This is a genomic window from Devosia chinhatensis, assembly GCF_000969445.1.
GTDB lineage: Bacteria > Pseudomonadota > Alphaproteobacteria > Rhizobiales > Devosiaceae > Devosia > Devosia chinhatensis.
On sequence record NZ_JZEY01000061.1, the window covers coordinates 919,792 to 934,995 of the forward strand.

The following is a 15,204-nucleotide window of genomic DNA, read 5'->3' on the forward strand; positions in this document are numbered from 1 at the left end:
TGTTACCACCCGGCATGTCCGGGTGGTCCACTTTTCGCCTGGATAGGGAGGGGCCGGACGAGTGGGCAATGACGCCGCGGCGGCGGCCTGCGCACGTCTTACGCCCCCGGCTTGGTCCTGAGAAAATCGAGGACCATCTGCACTGCATGGGCCTCGCGTTCCTGCACCATGCCCACGCTCGAGAGATCACGCTCGAAGATCACCGAAAGCGTGGCCGTGTTGGACACGTAGAAAAAGCCGAGTGCGGCGACCGAAATATAAAGCTGCACCGGATCGACATCGCGGCGGAAAATGCCCGAAGCAGCGCCGCGTTCGATGATCGCCGCGATCTGTCCCACGAGCGGGGAATGCAGCGCCTTGATGTCGGGCAGCGTCTTGAGGAAGCGCGCATTCTCGATGTTTTCTGTGCCCAAGAGGCGCGGAAACCAGGGATTGGCGAGAAAATGCCGGAAGGTGAAGCGCACCAGCCGGTCCATCGCCTGCACCGGGTCATATTGATCGAGCGAGAGCGCCCGTTCGCCGCGCCGGATTTCCTGGTAGGCATCCAGCAGCACTGCCCGGTAGAGCTCTTCCTTGTTGCCGAAATAATGGTAGAGCAGGCGCTTGTTGGCGCCTGCCCGCTCGGCAATGGCATCCACTCGTGCCCCTTCAAACCCCCGATCGGCAAACTCCACCCGGGCCGCAGCCAGGATGGAGGCCTTGGTCTTGGCCGAATTGCGCGGCCGCTTGACCGTCTCAGCCTTGGGCTTCGACGCCACCGCGCTTGCGGGTGAAGAGGGCTCGGACACGTCGGTTTACCGCCGGAATGGACATGAGGATGGTGACGACAATGATCAGGCAGATAACAGCAGAGATCGGGCGGGTAAAGAACGGGCTGGGATCGCCATTGGTCAGCATCAGCCCGCGCCTCAGATTGAGGTCGAGCAAATCCCCCAGAATGATCCCCAGCACGAGCGGCGCCATGGGATATTTCATCTCCCGCAGGATGAAGCCGACAATGCCGAAACCCAGCATGACATAGACATCGAACATGCGCTGGGTGATGGCAAACGAGCCCACGACGCACAGCACATAGACCACGGCCATCAACCGCTCGCGCGGTACCGACAGCACGGTCAGCAAGGGCTTGGTGAGGGTCAGTCCGAAGACGAGGATGGCGATGGTTGAGAAGAACAGAATTGCCACGATCTGGTAGAGGAATTCCGGATTTTCCGTCATCAGCAGCGGGCCGGGGCGGATGCCGTGGATGAACATGGCCGCGATCAGGACGGCAGCGGAGGCCGAACCGGGCAGCGCCAGCGTCAGGGTCGGGATCATGGCCCCCGGCACGACCGCTGAATTGCCGGTTTCGGCGGCAATCAGCCCTTCCTGGCTGCCCTTGCCGAACAGATGCTTTTCCTTGCTGGTCCGCTTGGCGGCGGCATAGGAGGCCCAGGCCCCCACATCCTCGCCCACGCCGGGCACGATGCCCACGAAGGTGCCGATAATCCCCGAGCGCAAAGTGGTCCACTTGTAGCGGAAGACTTCGGAAAGCGGTGGCACGACACGGTCGCCGGCTGAGACGATCCGCGCCTGCGCGGAGCGTTTCATCACACCCAGAATTTCGGCGAAGCCGAAGGCGCCGACCATGGCGGGGATGAGGTCGATGCCGCCGCCCAGCGCAGGAATGCCGAAGGTGAATCGTTGATGGGCATGCAGGGTTTCCATGCCGACCATGGCCACGAGCAGGCCGAGAATGCCGGCAATATAACCCTTGAGCGGATCGTCGATAGCGGTCAGCTGGCCCGAAATGATGACGCCGAACAGCGCCAGCCAGAAAAACTCATAGGTGCCGAAACGCAAGGCCGCTTCCGCCAGGAGCGGCGCGATCAGGGCCAGGGCGACGATGCCCACCAGCGTGCCCAGCGTCGATGAGGTCGTGGCCAGGCCCATGGCCATGCCGGCCTTGCCCTGTAAAGCCAGTGGATGACCGTCGAGCGTGGTCGCCGCGCTGGCCGGGGTGCCCGGAATGGAGAGCAGGATGGCCGTGCGGCTGCCGCCATAAATGGCGCCGGAATAAAGACACATCAGGCACAGGATCGCCTGATCCGGCGCCATCTTGTAGGTGAGCGTCACCAGAAGGGCGACGCCCATGGTGGCGGTAAGCCCCGGCAATGCACCGATGATGATGCCCAGAAGCGTCGCCCAGGCGATATTGAACAGCGAGAGCGGGGTAAGGAAATGGACCAGGCCATTGCCCAGCATCGAGAGGCCGTCGAGCATGGCGCCCTCCTAAGGCAGTCGCACGAGAAAAGCCCGCTGGAAGACCAGCGTGACAATGGCGGAAACGGTGATCGACAGGCCGAGCGCCCAGAACAGCGAGGGCATGAGCGGCCGGCGTGGCGTGGCCAGCCAGCATTCGAACACCATGATGAAGCAGAAGACGAAAATCGCCGTGGCGGCCCAGAAGGGCAAGGTGCCAACCAGGCCCAGCGTATAGATGAGGGCGAGCGCCATCACCGCCATGGCGCGGCCCGCCGCGCCTGAAAACAGCGCCTGCCCCAGGGTCTGCCAGCCCTGTTCGGCCGGTGCGCGCAGGGAGCGCAGGGACAGAATGGCCCCGCACAGGGTCAGCGCGGCGCTGAGTATGCCGGGCACCAGGCCCGGTACCGTCAAGGGATGGATGCGGCGCACCTCGAGCCGGTCCATGGTCCAGGCGCCATAGAAAATGGCAACGCCCAGCACAATGAAGACCAGCCCTGCCAGCAGATCCGCACGGATCATGGCGGGATTGATGTCATCGTCGGATGGAAGGGGGGCGGGTTCGGTGGTCATAATGTCCGGGCCTGTCGGCGCGCGCGCGCTGCCATGATGATCGCCATCACCCGTTGCGTCCGGACAATCCTTGTGCCGGCAGCATACGGGCGATGAGAATGGGTGGCGGGAGGCCGGCTGCGTGGGCAGACGGCCTCCCGCCACGTCTTAGTTGCCGCCCACTTCCGTGCGCGTTTCGCAATCGATGCCGATCGTTGAAGGATCCACCACTGCTTCGCCGCGCTCGGCCGCGTCACAGGCTTCAAGGATCACAACCGGCATGGCAAGAGCCCGGGCTTCGGCGCCGTAGGACGGAGCAAAGACCGCGCCAAACGTCTCGGCATAGGTTCTGATGGCTTCCGAATTGGCCACCTGCTCGGACCAGACCCTGTCAAGCGTCGCCACCACTTCGTCTGGCACGCCGACCGGCACGAAAATGCCGAAATAGTCGGGGGCCAGTTCCATCTCGGGCATCCAGTTCGTGATCGGCGGGATGGGGTCGACACCATCGAGCACCAGTGGCTGGTCGGACAGAACCGCCAGCGCCCTCAGACGGCCGCCGCGGATCAGTTCCGTCTGTTCCACCGCCAACTGGGTGGTCACCATGGCCTCGCCCGAGGCCGTGGCAATGGCTGCAGGGCCGCCGCCGTCATAGGTGATCATATTGTAGTCGAAACCGCCCGCCGCTCCCGAAAGGGCTGCGATGGCGCCGCCACCGGAAGACGTTATGCCCGCCGTGGCCACGGTCACCGAATTGCCGCGCGTCTGGAAAACTTCAAGCAATTGCCCGAAATCGGTGAACTCGCTGTCTGCCGGCACCGAGACCACCGGCACATTGGCCACGGAGAGATAGATATGCCAGTCGTCGATATTGGTATCGGGCAGCAGCCCGGTGATCGAATAGGTGGCATTGTTGGCAATGGCATTGGCCGTCCAAGTATAGCCATCCTTGGCCGCGTTGAGCACTTCCTGGGTGCCGATGGCCCCCGATGCGCCTGGCTGGTTGACCACCACGACCTCGACCCCGAGCGCTTCGGCCAGGATCGGTGCGGTGACGCGGGTGACCTGGTCGGTCGAGCCGCCTGCACCCCATGGCACGATCAGGTTGATCGGCCGGTCGGGCGTCCATTCCTGGGCGAAAGACATGGCTGTTCCCAGCGTCAACAGGGCAGTGCCCGACGCCAGGATGAGCCGCAATGATTGCGTCATCCTCAAAATCCTCCCTTGTGGCGAGGCCGGTTTTTTTGGCTCTCGCTTCGGAACTTGCGAGCCTGGGCCAGCCCTGTCAAGCCAGAAGTAACCACGCGGTGAGTAAAGTGATCGGCTGACGTCGCGCGCAAATATTTGCCACGGGACGAATTTTGAGACTAAGTCGTCTTCAGCGGGCGCGATCTGCACCCCATCGTTATGCTGCGGGGGGCAAGGTGGACTTCGAACTGGAACGGCTGGCGGTTTTGGGCTTGGCATTGGCTGCGGGCGCCATCGTCAAGGGCGCAACCGGGATGGGCCTGCCGCTCATTGCCCTGCCGGTGCTGACGACGGCCTTCGGCCTGCAACATGCCGTGGGCATCATGGCCGTCACGCAGGTGCTGACCAATGCGCTCCAGCTCTGGCAGTTCCGAACCGCCGGGCAATCCGAACGCATGCGTTTCCTGCCACTCTTTCTGTTCGCAGGCGGATTGGGCGTCATCTTGGGCACGCTGGCCCTGCACAGCCTGCCCGAGCGCACCCTCGTCTTTTCCCTCGGCGTGCTGCTTTTGGGCTATTTTCTGCTTAAGATCAGCCGCCCGCATCTTTCAGTCGATGCCGGCCTGGCGCGGCGCGGCGGGCCCTTCGCTGGCTTCGGCAGTGGCGTGCTGCAGGGCGCCACCGGCATTTCCGCCCCAGTCGGGGTCACGTTCATCCACGCCATGGGTCTCGAGCGCGGCGCCCACCTCTACGCCGTCTCGGCCATGTTCCTCGTGCTGGGACTGGTGCAGTTTCCCGCCTTGGTGGTCAGCGGCATCATGCAGCCCGCCTGGATCGTCGAGGCGCTGCTCGCCATGATACCGATCCTGGTCTTCATGCCAATTGGCCAGGCCCTGGCCGGCCGGCTCAGCCGTCGCGCCTTCGATCTCATGATCCTGATCTTCCTCGGCCTCATGGGCCTCAAGATGGTGCTCGGCCTTTGACCGCGACCAAGGTCGAACGGCCATCCGCTTGACGCCGACCCCATCGCTGTTATACGGAAGTAACCAATCAGTTACACGGACGATCGTCCTGGGGAGGATAGAATGGCTGAACAGCGCATCGGCATCATCATGCATGGCGTCACCGGACGCATGGGCTACAATCAGCATCTGGTGCGCTCGATCCTGGCGATCCGCGACCAGGGCGGCATAACGCTCAGGAATGGCGACCGGCTCGTTGTCGACCCGATCATTGTGGGCCGCGACAAGGATAAGATCGAAGCGCTGGCCAAAAAGCACAACATTGCCCGCTGGGGCACCGATCTCGATGCAGCGCTTGCCAATCCCGATGACACCATCTTCTTCGATGCCGGCACGACCCTGATGCGCGCGGGCCTGCTCGAGCGGGCTCTGGCCGCCGGCAAGAACGTCTATTGCGAAAAGCCGACATCGGACGATCTCGAAGTGGCCGTGAACCTGGCCAGGACCGCCCGTGCCTCGGGGCTGAAACATGGCGTCGTGCAGGACAAGCTGTTCCTGCCGGGCCTGATGAAGCTCAAGATGCTCCGCGATAGCGGCTTTTTCGGCAAGATCCTCTCGGTGCGCGGCGAATTCGGCTATTGGGTCTTCGAAGGCGATTGGCAGAAGGCGCAGCGCCCGAGCTGGAACTATCGCAAGAATGACGGCGGCGGCATCATCCTCGATATGCTCTGCCACTGGCGCTACGTCATGGACAATCTCTTCGGCGAAGTGCAGGCCGTTTCGTGCCTGGGCGCCACCCACATTCCCCAGCGTGTGGACGAGAAGGGCAATACGTTCGATTGCGACACCGATGATGCAGCCTATGCCACCTTCCAGCTCGAAGGCGGGGTGATCGCCCAGATCAATTCGAGCTGGACCACCCGTGTCCGGCGCGACGATCTCGTGACCTTCCATGTCGATGGCACCCATGGCTCGGCCGTGGCGGGCCTGCACAAATGCTGGACCCAGCACCGCGTCAATACCCCCAAGCCGGTCTGGAATCCCGACCAGCCGCAGACCATGAATTTCTTCAATGACTGGGAAGAAGTGCCGGACAATTGGCCCGCCGATAACGGCTTCAAGGCGCAGTGGGAAATGTTCCTCCGCCACGTCGCCGAAGATGCCCCTTGGGAATATGGCCTCGAAGCCGGCGCCAAAGGCGTACAGCTGGCCGAGCTTGGTCTCAAGAGCTGGGAAGAACGCCGCTGGCTGGATGTGCCGAAGCTGGAATTCTAAGCGGACGAAAGGTCCCTCATCCGGCCCTTTTTGGGGCCCTCCTCTCCCCCAAGGGAGAGGTGACGCAAGACCATTCATTGTGCCCTCTTCACCTCTCCCTCGGGGAGAGGTCGGCCGAAGGCCGGGTGAGGGGGCCTTCCGGAGGCCAGAATGCCCACACTCAACCTGCCCAATCCCGACCGCTCCATCAGCCCCTATACGCTGACAGGCGATCCCATTCCCTTCGTCAAGTTCAAGGCGACGGACTTTCCGCGCATTGCCTATTCGGCGGCCCATGTCGTCGCCGATCCGCTGGCCAGCAATGATCCCTGGCTGACCCCGGCCATCGATTGGGACACGACGCTCAAGTTCCGTCATCGCATGTGGGATCTGGGCCTGGGCGTGGCCGAGGCCATGGACACCGCGCAGCGCGGCATGGGCCTGACCTGGGCCGAAGCGCAGGAGCTGATCCGCCGCTCGCAGGCCGAAGCGCGGACGCGCGATGATAGCCTCATTGCCTATGGTGCCGGCACCGATCACCTCATGCCGGGCCCCGATGTCACAATCGACGACATCATCAAGGCCTATGACGAGCAGGTCGGCTTTGTCGAAGGCGAGGGCGGCCGGGTCATCCTCATGGCCAGCCGGGCGCTGGCGGCGGCGGCCAAATCCCCCGATGACTATGCCCGCGTTTATGGCCATGTGCTGAGCCAAGTCAAACAGCCGGTGATCATGCATTGGCTGGGCGAGATGTTCGATCCAGCCCTTCAGGGCTATTGGGGCACTATCGACCACGACGCCGCGATGGACACCTGCCTCGACGTCATCGCTGCCCATGCCGACAAGGTCGACGGCATCAAGATTTCCCTGCTCTCGGCGGAAAAGGAAATCGCCATGCGCCGGCGCCTGCCGGCAAGCGTGAAGATGTATACCGGCGACGATTTTAACTATGCCGAACTCATCGCTGGCGACGATCAGGGCTATTCCCACGCCCTGCTCGGCATTTTCGACGCCATCGCGCCAGCCGCCTCGGCGGGTCTTGCCGCCTTGGGTAAGGGCAATAGCCAGGAATTCTTCGATATTCTCGAGCCCACCGTGCCGCTCAGCCGCCATATCTTTGCGGCACCGACCCGCTTCTACAAGACCGGCGTTGTCTTTCTCGCCTATCTTAACGGCCTCCAGGATCATTTCCAGATGATCGGCGGCCAGCAATCGACGCGTTCGGTCCAGCACCTGGCCGAATTGTTCCGCCTTGCCGACAAGGCGCGCGTCCTTGCCGATCCGGAACTGGCAACGGCACGGATGCAGGCGGTGCTGGCGGTGAATGGAGTCCCGGCATGACCGATCGGGGTATTTCGCTCAATCTCGCCACCACCCGCCAGGTCTGGGGCTTTGCCGAAGCGGTGGACGGGTGCCTGCGCGCCGGCATCACCGCCATCTCCCCTTGGCGTGACCAGATCGCGGCCATCGGTCTTGATGAGGCAGCGCGCATCGTGCGCGAAAACAAGCTTCAGGTCACCGGCGTCTGCCGCGGCGGCATGTTCCCGGCTGCGAGCGCGGAGGGGCGACAGGCCAATATCGACGACAACCTCCGCGCCATCGACGAAGCCGCAGCGCTCAATGCCGATTGTCTGGTCCTGGTTGTGGGCGGCCTGCCCGAGGGCAGCCGCGACATTGGGGGCGCCCGCCGGATGGTTGCCGATGGCATCGCCGCCATGCTGCCTCATGCCAAGGCATCGGGGGTCAAGATCGCAATCGAGCCCTTGCATCCCATGTATGCCGCCGACCGCGCCTGCGTAAACACCATCGATCAGGCGCTCGATATCTGCGAGGACCTGGGCGAGACCGTAGGGGTCGCCATCGACGTCTACCATGTCTGGTGGGACCCCAATCTCGCCAATGCCATCGCCCGGGCCGGAAGAATGAAGCGGATTTTTGCGCATCACATCTGTGACTGGCTGGTGCCGACCAAGGATATGCTGCTTGATCGGGGCATGATGGGCGATGGCGTCATCGACCTGCCCGGCATTCGCAAGATGATCGAGGACGCGGGTTTTTTTGGGCCTCAGGAGGTCGAAATCTTCAGCCAGGACAATTGGTGGAAGCGGCCGGGCGACGAGGTCCTGGCAATTATCAAGGATCGCGTAGCCACAAAGTGCTGAAACAAAAAGCCCCGGACCGTGGTCCGGGGCGTTTTCGGGTGTGAGCCGCGATTACTGACGCTGGTAATCGATGCTCGAGCACAAGATCGCGGCGCGACAGCCGGTGATCTTGAGCGTATCCGCGCCGGTCAGCTCCACAGTGGCCTTGGCATTGCCGCCGTTCAGCGCGATATCGCCTTCCCACTTGTTCGGACCGGTCTGGGTGCCGCGCACCACTTCCTGGTTCACGAACTGCAGGTTCTCTTCAGTGCGGCTGTCGCCCTGAATGTCATTCAGCACGCCGCAAAGCTGAGTGCCGTCGCCGCAGAGCGAAAAGGTGAAGCTGGTGCCCCAACGGTCGACCCAGGTGCCATCCGGGCTGGCAGCGTCCTGAGCCATGGTGGGGACCGCCAGGGACAAGGCAATTGCGGCGGCAGCAACAAGAGATTTTGCAAACATTCGTGGTTTACTCCATGCGTCGTCGCGCCCGATCTGTTTCGGGCGCGGATGTAATTGAAATACAAGCCCTGGCGTAGCAAACGCATCGGCTCGCATTGGGTTGCCAAATGTTACCGCTCGAAGGTCGCAGCCACTTCAATGTGCGTAGACCAAGCGAACTGGTCTACCGCTATTAGGTCACGCAACATGAACCCTGCTTGAACGAGCTGTTCAGCATCGCGGGCGAAGGTCTTGGGGTCACAGGCCACCATCACCACCCGCTTGACCTTGGAGAGCGCGATTTCCTTGACCTGCGCCTGCGCTCCGGCGCGCGGCGGATCGAGCACCACGCAGTCGAAATTGAGTTCGAACCGGGTGAGGGGGTCGCGGAACAGGTCGCGCGCCTTGATCGTGATCCCCTTGAGCCCTTTGGTGTGGCGCGCCGCCTTGTCGAGCGCCAGCACGGCCGGCTTGTCGCTGTCGGCCGCATAGACGGAGGCTTTCTCCGCCAGCCGCAGCGCAAAGGGTCCGATGCCGCAGAAGAGGTCCGCAATGGTCTTGGCCTTGCCGACGGCGCCCAGCACATAATCGGCCAGCACCTGCTCGGCCTCGGCCGTTGCCTGAAGGAAGGAGCCGATCGGCAGTTCGACTGTGGCACGTCCCATGCCGATGCTCGGCTGCTGGCGCAGGGAAACCATCTCCCCCTCGAGCGCCAGCCGCGCCAGGCCCAGCTGATTGGCCAGCGGCACCAGTTTTTCCGCGCGCGTCTGTTTGGCTGCCTTGCGGATGCCCACGTCGATCCCTGTATTGGTGGCGGTAAAAGCCAGGTCGCATTCCCCGATCGCCGCGCCCAGCGCCCGGGCGATCTGCGGCGCCCGCGTCAAAGCCGGCACCAGGATGGGGCAGGCTTCGATGTCGAGCAGCTCGTGGCTTCTGATCCGCATGTAACCGGCCGCATCCCTGCGGGCATGCAGTGTGGCGCGGCGCCGCCCTGCACCATGGGCCAGGACGAACCGGGAAACCTGTGCCTCGAGCCCCGTCTGGCGCAGCGGCGTTTCCACGAGGCCGGTCTTGAAGGCCTGGTAGCGCTCGGCATCGAGGTGCTGCAGCTGGCAGCCCCCGCAGCGTCCGAAATAGGGGCAGAAGGGTTCGGCGCGGTCTGCCGCCGGCGACAGCACGTCGAGGAGCTGGCCGCGCTCGCCATCGCGGGTGATCGTCACCTCTTCGCCCGGCAGGGTGAAGGGCACGAAGACCCGGCTGCCGTCGATATGGGCGATGCCCTCGCCCCTGTGGCCGAGGCTGTCGATTGTGGTTGTGATGGTCATGGGCGCTTCGGTTTGGGGCTTGCTGTTTTTTGGCCTAGCGGGTTTGACCGGCAAAACCAATCCCTCAAAGACAAAGGCCCGATGATCGCTCATCGGGCCCCTGGCTTGCTGCAAAACTGGCTCGGCTCAGACCTGCTGCACCGATTCAACGCCCGGCACGAAATGGCGGAGCAGGTTCTCGATGCCGCTCTTGAGGGTAGCGGTAGAAGAGGGGCAGCCCGAACAGGCGCCCTGCATATGGAGGAACACGGTGCCTTCCTTGAAGCCCTTGAAGATGATGTCGCCGCCATCCATCGCAACGGCCGGACGCACGCGTGTGGCCAGAAGCTCCTTGATGACTTCCACCATCTCCTTGTCGTCGTCTTCGTAGAATTCCTCGATCTCGTCGAAATCGACCTGGGCGGCGCCGGTTTCGGCGATCACCGGCTTGCCGGAGAGGAAATGGTCCATGATCACGCCAAGAATGGCCGGCTTGATATGGGCCCAATTGGTGTCGTCCTTGGTGACCGAAATGAAATCGGACCCCAGGAAGACGCCGGTCACCCCAGAAATGGCAAAGAGCCCCGTCGCCAGCGGCGAGGCCGCGGCAGCTTCGGGAGAACGGAAATCGCGCGGCTCGCCGGTGAGCACGTCACGGCCGGGCAGGAATTTCAGCGTCGCCGGGTTGGGCGTGGCTTCGGTCTGGATGAACATGCAATGCCTGCGCGTTTACGATTAGAACGCTTCTAAAATAGCCTTTTGCGGCGCTTATGCAAGGCTTGTGATCGTCTCTTTTTGCATGCGTGCCCGGCGGCACGACGGATCAGGCGGTGCGCGCCAGTTCCTTTTTCTGTCTGCGCCGGATCACCGAGGAGGGAATGTTCATGCCCTCGCGATACTTGGCGACCGTGCGGCGGGCCACGTCGATCCCCTGTTCCTTGCGCAGCATTTCGGCGATTGTATCGTCCGACAGAATGTCGCTGGCCGCTTCGGCATCGATCAATTGGCGGATCCGGTGGCGCACCGCCTCTGCGGAATGATCGCCACCGCCATCGGCCGAGGCGATGGCGGTGGTGAAGAAGTATTTCATCTCGAACAGGCCGCGCGGCGTGGCCATGTATTTGTTGGCCGTGACGCGGGAAACGGTCGATTCATGCATGTCGATCGCCTTGGCCACGTTGCGCAGCGTCATCGGCTTGAGATGGGCCACGCCATGGGTGAGGAAGCCGTCCTGCTGGCGCACGATCTCTGCGGCCACTTTGGTGATGGTCTGGGCCCGCTGATCGAGGCTCTTGGTCAGCCAATTGGCATTGGCCAGGCAATCGGACAAAAACGCCTTCTCGCCCGCGTCCCGCGTCTTCTTGGTCACCGTGGCGTAATAGACGCGATTGACCAGCACCTTGGGCAGGGTTTCCGAATTGAGCTCGATCTGCCAGCCGCCATCGGGGCCGGCGCGCACGAATACATCGGGCACTACCGCCTCGACCGGGGCGCTGTCGAAGGCCAGGCCCGGCTTGGGATCGAGCAGCCGCAATTCGGCCAGCATGTCGGTGAGGTCCTCGCGGTCGCATCCCACAGCCTTGAGCAGCGCCGGCAGATTGTGCTCGGCCAGAAGCGGCAGATGCGCGATCAGCCGCTCCATGATCGGGTCGAGCCGGTCGCGTTCGCGCAGCTGTATGGAGAGGCACTCGGCCACGTCCCGTGCGAAGATGCCGGCCGGGTCGCAGGTCTGCAGCGCCATCAGCACCGCCTCGACATCCTCGATTTCGGCACCGAGCAGTTCGGCCACCGATGCCAGTTCGACCGTCAGATAGCCCGCCTCGTTCAACCCGTCGATCAGGTGCCGCGCGATCAGCCGGTCCGCCGCGGTCCGCAAGAGCATCTGCGCCTGGGCTTCGAGATGGTCGGAAAGCTTGGGGCGGGCGGCCACATATTGATCGAGATCGGGCGCCTCGCCGCCTTCGAAGGAACCATTGCGGTCCGGTCCGCGCGTTTCCCCGATATCCTGTGGCACGGCATCGGGAAAGACGTTCTCGACCGCTGTGTCATAGCCCTCGGCGATTTCGCCGGCATCCTTGACGCGCTCGCCCGAGGCATAGGTGTCCTCGTAAGCGCTCATTTCGGTCTGCCGTTCGGACACCTCCGCCGGCTCGACGTCGTCGCCACCCCCCTCCTCGCGCTCGAGAATGGGATTGCGCAGCAGTTCGGCGTCGACGAAATCGTTGAGTTCGAGATGGCTGAGCTGCAACAGCCGGATGGACTGCATCAGTTGCGGTGTCAGTGTCAGGCTTTGCGACTGGCGAAATTCCAGCCTTGGCGACAGCGCCATAAATTCACGTCTCTTGCTGCAAATTTCCAGCCGTTTCCGGCTGCTTCCCGCGCGCACCATGACTCAGTTTGAAAGGCGCGGCAAGTTTCGTGCCAGTCGCGACCGTTCGGCCTAGATCGAAAAGCTCTCGCCCAGATAGACACGTCGGGCCTCGGGATCGGCCGAGATGGTTTCGGGCTTGCCCTGGATCATCACGGTGCCGCCGTGAATGAGATAGGCGCGATCGACCAGGCCCAGCGTCTCGCGCACGGCGTGGTCGGTGATCAGCACCCCGATGCCGCGCTGGGTCAATTGCCGCACGAGACCCTTGACCTCGGCCACCGCGATCGGATCGACGCCGGCAAAGGGTTCGTCGAGCAGCATGAAGGCGGGGTCGGCGGCCAGCGCCCGCGCGATTTCCACCCGGCGCCGCTCACCCCCCGACAGCGCCAGCGCATTGGATTTGGCCAGGTGCTGGATCGAAAATTCCTCGAGCAGCGATTGCAGCCGGGCCTTGCGGGCGGCCTTGCCGCTTACCGTGTTTTCCAGCACGGCCATGATATTGCCGGTCACCGTCAGGCCGCGAAAGATCGAGGGTTCCTGCGGCAAATAGCCGATGCCCAATTGCCCGCGCTGGAACAGCGGCAACCGGGTGATCGCCTGCCCGTCGAGCAGGATCTTGCCCGCATCGGGTTTTACGAGGCCCATGATCATGGTGAAGACCGTGGTCTTGCCCGCGCCATTGGGGCCGAGCAGGCCCACGGCCTCGCCGCGCCGCACGGCCAGCGACACATCGCGCACCACGGCGCGCTTGCCGAAGCTCTTGGCGAGGCCATGGGCCACCAGCCAGCCCTTCTGGTCGATGCGGGAGCGGGCAGTGTCCATGCTCATTGCGAGGTGAAGATCCCGGTGACGCGACCACCACCGGTGCTGGTGAAGGTCGAGACATTGGTTTCGAGATTGACCACCAATTCGCTGGCATCCACCGTACCGCTGGCATTGGTGACCTTCACATTGCCGGTGAGGCGCAGCAATTGATCGCCGGGCGTGAAGACAGCGCGCTCGCCCGTAGCGTCCTGATCGGCGGTCTTGAGCCGCACATTGCCGCCGCTGGCCTCGAAGGTGCGGATATCGGTCGTGCCACCCTCGCCATAGGTCGCCACCACCTTGGGCGCCCAGACGGTGACATTGGGATGGACCACCATCACATTGCCCTCGAATTCGGCCTGGCGGGCCGCTTCGTTCATCACGAAGACGTCGGACGTGATCTCGACCTGGCTCTGGGCTAGGGCGATCGGGGCCACGGCCGCCAGCAGGGCGAAGGCAAGAATGGTCCGGGTCAGGCGCATGTCATTCGTCTCCAGAACCGGCGCGGCGATCTTCGCCCGGCGTCGAGGGCAGGGTGACCACGGCACGCGAGAAAGTCCAGACCTTGCCCGCGGCATCGTAGACAAGGCCTTCCGCCCGCACCGTGGAGCCATCGGCATAGTCGATGGCCACGGGGCCGTTGGTGGTCAGCGTCTGCGCATCCCAGTCAAAGGTGGAATCGGTGAGCGTGCCGACGGTTCCGGTCGTATCGGCAATTTCGGCCTGCTCCGGCACGATGGTCAGCTGGCCCATCGTATCGAGCTGTGCGGCGCGCGCATCCACCTGCATCTGCACCCCGTCGGTACGGTCGACGACCAGCTGGGCCCCGACGAGATCGATGAGATCGGTGCGTTCGGTCCGGGCCCGGGCGCGCTCGGCCCAGACCCGATAGACCGAGCCATCCGCAAGAATGCCCGCATATTCGGGCGCATCGACCACCACCGCCTCCGGCGTCACCTCGATCCGCCCCACCCCGAACCGGCCGGTAAAGCTGGCCAGATAAATCTGCACCAGCAATCCGGCAAGCACGATGGCGCCCATGGCCGGAATGCCCAGCCGCAGGATGGCGACCATCCGGTTGCGCCGGATCAGCCGGTGATGCCGGCCCAGTTTTACCGCAGCGTCGGCCATGGACGGGACGTGTCTCAGCTATGCGCGAAGATGTCGGTTTCGTCCCAGCCCAGAAGGTCGAGCGCGCAGCGCGTCTTGAGAAAGTCGAAGCAGGACTGGGCCAGCTCGGTCCTGCCTTCGCGCGCCAGCATGCGGTCGAGGTGACGCTTGAGGTCGTGCAGATAGAGCACGTCCGAGGCAGCATATTCGAGCTGGGCGTCGCTGAGCTTTTCCCCGCCCCAGTCCGAGCTCTGCTGCTGCTTGGACAGATCGACATTGAGAAGTTCGCGCACCAGCTCCTTGAGCCCATGGCGATCGGTATAGGTGCGCACCAGCTTGCTGGCGATCTTGGTGCAATAGACCGGGCCGGTGACCACGCCGAACCGCTTCTGCAGGACCGCGACGTCAAAGCGCGCATAATGGAAGATCTTGGTCACGTCGGGATCGGACAACAGCTTGACCAGGTTGGGCGCCTCGGTGGCATCCTGGGGGATCTGCACCACGTCGGCGCTGCCATCGCCGGGAGACAGCTGCACCACGCAGAGCCGGTCGCGGTGGGGATGCAGGCCCATGGTTTCGGTGTCGATGGCCACGGCGCGGCCGTAATTGGAAAGATTGGGCAGGTCGCCGCGATGCACTCTGATGGCCATGAGGTAAGTCCCGGTTTTGGTTCCGGTCTTCCTTGACACAGAGCGATGGCCAAGAAAAGGCAATGACCGCGCCCGATCAATATAAAGCTTTCTTTATATCGCTATTGCCAAGGCCCAGTGAACCTGCGAGAAGCGTCCTTGAAAGTGCGGGGGAAGTGTCCCCGCACGCGCACTTCCGCGTGCGCCCTC

16 protein-coding genes are annotated in these 15,204 nt (G+C 63.4%); 4 read left to right on the top strand and 12 right to left on the bottom strand.

Translation table 11 applies throughout. From position 1 onward, the window contains the following. Positions 1-98 precede the first annotated feature (98 nt). The 4 genes from VE26_RS14865 to VE26_RS14880 all read right to left on the bottom strand — a co-directional run bounded on the left by VE26_RS14865 (position 99) and on the right by VE26_RS14880 (position 4,002). Positions 99-758, bottom strand: a complete 660-nt coding sequence (locus tag VE26_RS14865) for a TetR/AcrR family transcriptional regulator (protein ID WP_046105930.1) — start codon at positions 756-758, stop codon at positions 99-101. Then, positions 736-2,262 carry a tripartite tricarboxylate transporter permease gene (locus tag VE26_RS14870; protein ID WP_046105931.1) on the bottom strand — a complete coding sequence of 509 codons (1,527 nt, stop codon included), beginning with the start codon at positions 2,260-2,262 and terminating at the stop codon, positions 736-738. The genes VE26_RS14865 and VE26_RS14870 overlap by 23 nt, the downstream gene beginning before the upstream one ends. Positions 2,263-2,271: 9 nt before the next feature. Further along, complete coding sequence (locus tag VE26_RS14875) at positions 2,272-2,814, bottom strand: tripartite tricarboxylate transporter TctB family protein (RefSeq protein ID WP_052715945.1); 543 nt, start codon at positions 2,812-2,814, stop codon at positions 2,272-2,274. A 147-nt stretch (positions 2,815-2,961) separates the two neighbouring features. Continuing rightward, a complete protein-coding gene (locus VE26_RS14880; RefSeq protein ID WP_052715946.1) occupies positions 2,962-4,002 on the bottom strand; it encodes a Bug family tripartite tricarboxylate transporter substrate binding protein in 1,041 nt (346 codons plus the stop codon). Positions 4,003-4,217: 215 nt separating this feature from the next. On the opposite strand from VE26_RS14880, the gene VE26_RS14885 reads away from it, so the two are divergent. The 4 genes from VE26_RS14885 to VE26_RS14900 all read left to right on the top strand — a co-directional run bounded on the left by VE26_RS14885 (position 4,218) and on the right by VE26_RS14900 (position 8,359). Then, complete coding sequence (locus VE26_RS14885) at positions 4,218-4,964, top strand: sulfite exporter TauE/SafE family protein (protein ID WP_052715947.1); 747 nt, start codon at positions 4,218-4,220, stop codon at positions 4,962-4,964. Positions 4,965-5,066: 102 nt separating this feature from the next. Continuing rightward, positions 5,067-6,218, top strand: coding sequence for a Gfo/Idh/MocA family protein (locus VE26_RS14890; protein WP_046105932.1), 1,152 nt, complete (start codon positions 5,067-5,069; stop codon positions 6,216-6,218). A gap of 150 nt (positions 6,219-6,368) precedes the next feature. Then, complete coding sequence (locus VE26_RS14895) at positions 6,369-7,538, top strand: dihydrodipicolinate synthase family protein (protein WP_046105933.1); 1,170 nt, start codon at positions 6,369-6,371, stop codon at positions 7,536-7,538. Next, on the top strand, positions 7,535-8,359 hold the full coding sequence (locus tag VE26_RS14900; protein WP_046105934.1) for a sugar phosphate isomerase/epimerase family protein: 825 nt from the start codon (positions 7,535-7,537) through the stop codon (positions 8,357-8,359). Before VE26_RS14895 ends, VE26_RS14900 begins: the two co-directional genes overlap by 4 nt. A gap of 51 nt (positions 8,360-8,410) precedes the next feature. Here the strand turns inward: VE26_RS14900 and VE26_RS14905 are convergent, their stop codons facing one another. The 8 genes from VE26_RS14905 to VE26_RS14940 all read right to left on the bottom strand — a co-directional run bounded on the left by VE26_RS14905 (position 8,411) and on the right by VE26_RS14940 (position 15,015). After that, entirely contained in the window at positions 8,411-8,797 is a 387-nt protein-coding gene (locus VE26_RS14905) for a DUF2147 domain-containing protein (RefSeq protein WP_046105935.1), read from the bottom strand. A gap of 110 nt (positions 8,798-8,907) precedes the next feature. After that, positions 8,908-10,101, bottom strand: coding sequence for a class I SAM-dependent RNA methyltransferase (locus VE26_RS14910; protein ID WP_046106417.1), 1,194 nt, complete (start codon positions 10,099-10,101; stop codon positions 8,908-8,910). Positions 10,102-10,227: 126 nt separating this feature from the next. Further along, complete coding sequence (locus tag VE26_RS14915) at positions 10,228-10,794, bottom strand: NifU family protein (protein ID WP_046105936.1); 567 nt, start codon at positions 10,792-10,794, stop codon at positions 10,228-10,230. 109 nt (positions 10,795-10,903) lie between these two features. Next, on the bottom strand, positions 10,904-12,409 hold the full coding sequence (rpoN, locus tag VE26_RS14920) for an RNA polymerase factor sigma-54 (RefSeq protein ID WP_046105937.1): 1,506 nt from the start codon (positions 12,407-12,409) through the stop codon (positions 10,904-10,906). A 111-nt stretch (positions 12,410-12,520) separates the two neighbouring features. Continuing rightward, positions 12,521-13,279, bottom strand: coding sequence for an LPS export ABC transporter ATP-binding protein (lptB, locus tag VE26_RS14925; RefSeq protein WP_200897255.1), 759 nt, complete (start codon positions 13,277-13,279; stop codon positions 12,521-12,523). Continuing rightward, entirely contained in the window at positions 13,276-13,737 is a 462-nt protein-coding gene (locus VE26_RS14930) for an LptA/OstA family protein (RefSeq protein WP_046105939.1), read from the bottom strand. Before VE26_RS14930 ends, lptB begins: the two co-directional genes overlap by 4 nt. 1 nt (position 13,738) lies before the next feature. Beyond that, positions 13,739-14,386, bottom strand: a complete 648-nt coding sequence (locus VE26_RS18125) for a hypothetical protein (protein WP_046105940.1) — start codon at positions 14,384-14,386, stop codon at positions 13,739-13,741. Positions 14,387-14,400: 14 nt separating this feature from the next. Beyond that, complete coding sequence (locus VE26_RS14940; RefSeq protein ID WP_046106418.1) at positions 14,401-15,015, bottom strand: ribonuclease D; 615 nt, start codon at positions 15,013-15,015, stop codon at positions 14,401-14,403. Positions 15,016-15,204: the final 189 nt, after the last annotated feature.

Excerpts from the sequence above, each read along its gene's own strand:
- VE26_RS14870 (WP_046105931.1), bottom strand. The coding sequence starts at position 2,262 with ATGCTCGACGGCCTCTCGATGCTGGGCAATGGCCTGGTCCATTTCCTT.
- VE26_RS14875 (WP_052715945.1), bottom strand. The coding sequence starts at position 2,814 with ATGACCACCGAACCCGCCCCCCTTCCATCCGACGATGACATCAATCCC.
- VE26_RS14880 (WP_052715946.1), bottom strand. The coding sequence starts at position 4,002 with ATGACGCAATCATTGCGGCTCATCCTGGCGTCGGGCACTGCCCTGTTG.
- VE26_RS14890 (WP_046105932.1), top strand. The coding sequence starts at position 5,067 with ATGGCTGAACAGCGCATCGGCATCATCATGCATGGCGTCACCGGACGC.
- VE26_RS14895 (WP_046105933.1), top strand. The coding sequence starts at position 6,369 with ATGCCCACACTCAACCTGCCCAATCCCGACCGCTCCATCAGCCCCTAT.
- VE26_RS14900 (WP_046105934.1), top strand. The coding sequence starts at position 7,535 with ATGACCGATCGGGGTATTTCGCTCAATCTCGCCACCACCCGCCAGGTC.
- VE26_RS14905 (WP_046105935.1), bottom strand. The coding sequence starts at position 8,797 with ATGTTTGCAAAATCTCTTGTTGCTGCCGCCGCAATTGCCTTGTCCCTG.
- VE26_RS14910 (WP_046106417.1), bottom strand. The coding sequence starts at position 10,101 with ATGACCATCACAACCACAATCGACAGCCTCGGCCACAGGGGCGAGGGC.
- VE26_RS14915 (WP_046105936.1), bottom strand. The coding sequence starts at position 10,794 with ATGTTCATCCAGACCGAAGCCACGCCCAACCCGGCGACGCTGAAATTC.
- rpoN (WP_046105937.1), bottom strand. The coding sequence starts at position 12,409 with ATGGCGCTGTCGCCAAGGCTGGAATTTCGCCAGTCGCAAAGCCTGACA.
- lptB (WP_200897255.1), bottom strand. The coding sequence starts at position 13,279 with ATGAGCATGGACACTGCCCGCTCCCGCATCGACCAGAAGGGCTGGCTG.
- VE26_RS14930 (WP_046105939.1), bottom strand. The coding sequence starts at position 13,737 with ATGCGCCTGACCCGGACCATTCTTGCCTTCGCCCTGCTGGCGGCCGTG.
- VE26_RS18125 (WP_046105940.1), bottom strand. The coding sequence starts at position 14,386 with ATGGCCGACGCTGCGGTAAAACTGGGCCGGCATCACCGGCTGATCCGG.
- VE26_RS14940 (WP_046106418.1), bottom strand. The coding sequence starts at position 15,015 with ATGGCCATCAGAGTGCATCGCGGCGACCTGCCCAATCTTTCCAATTAC.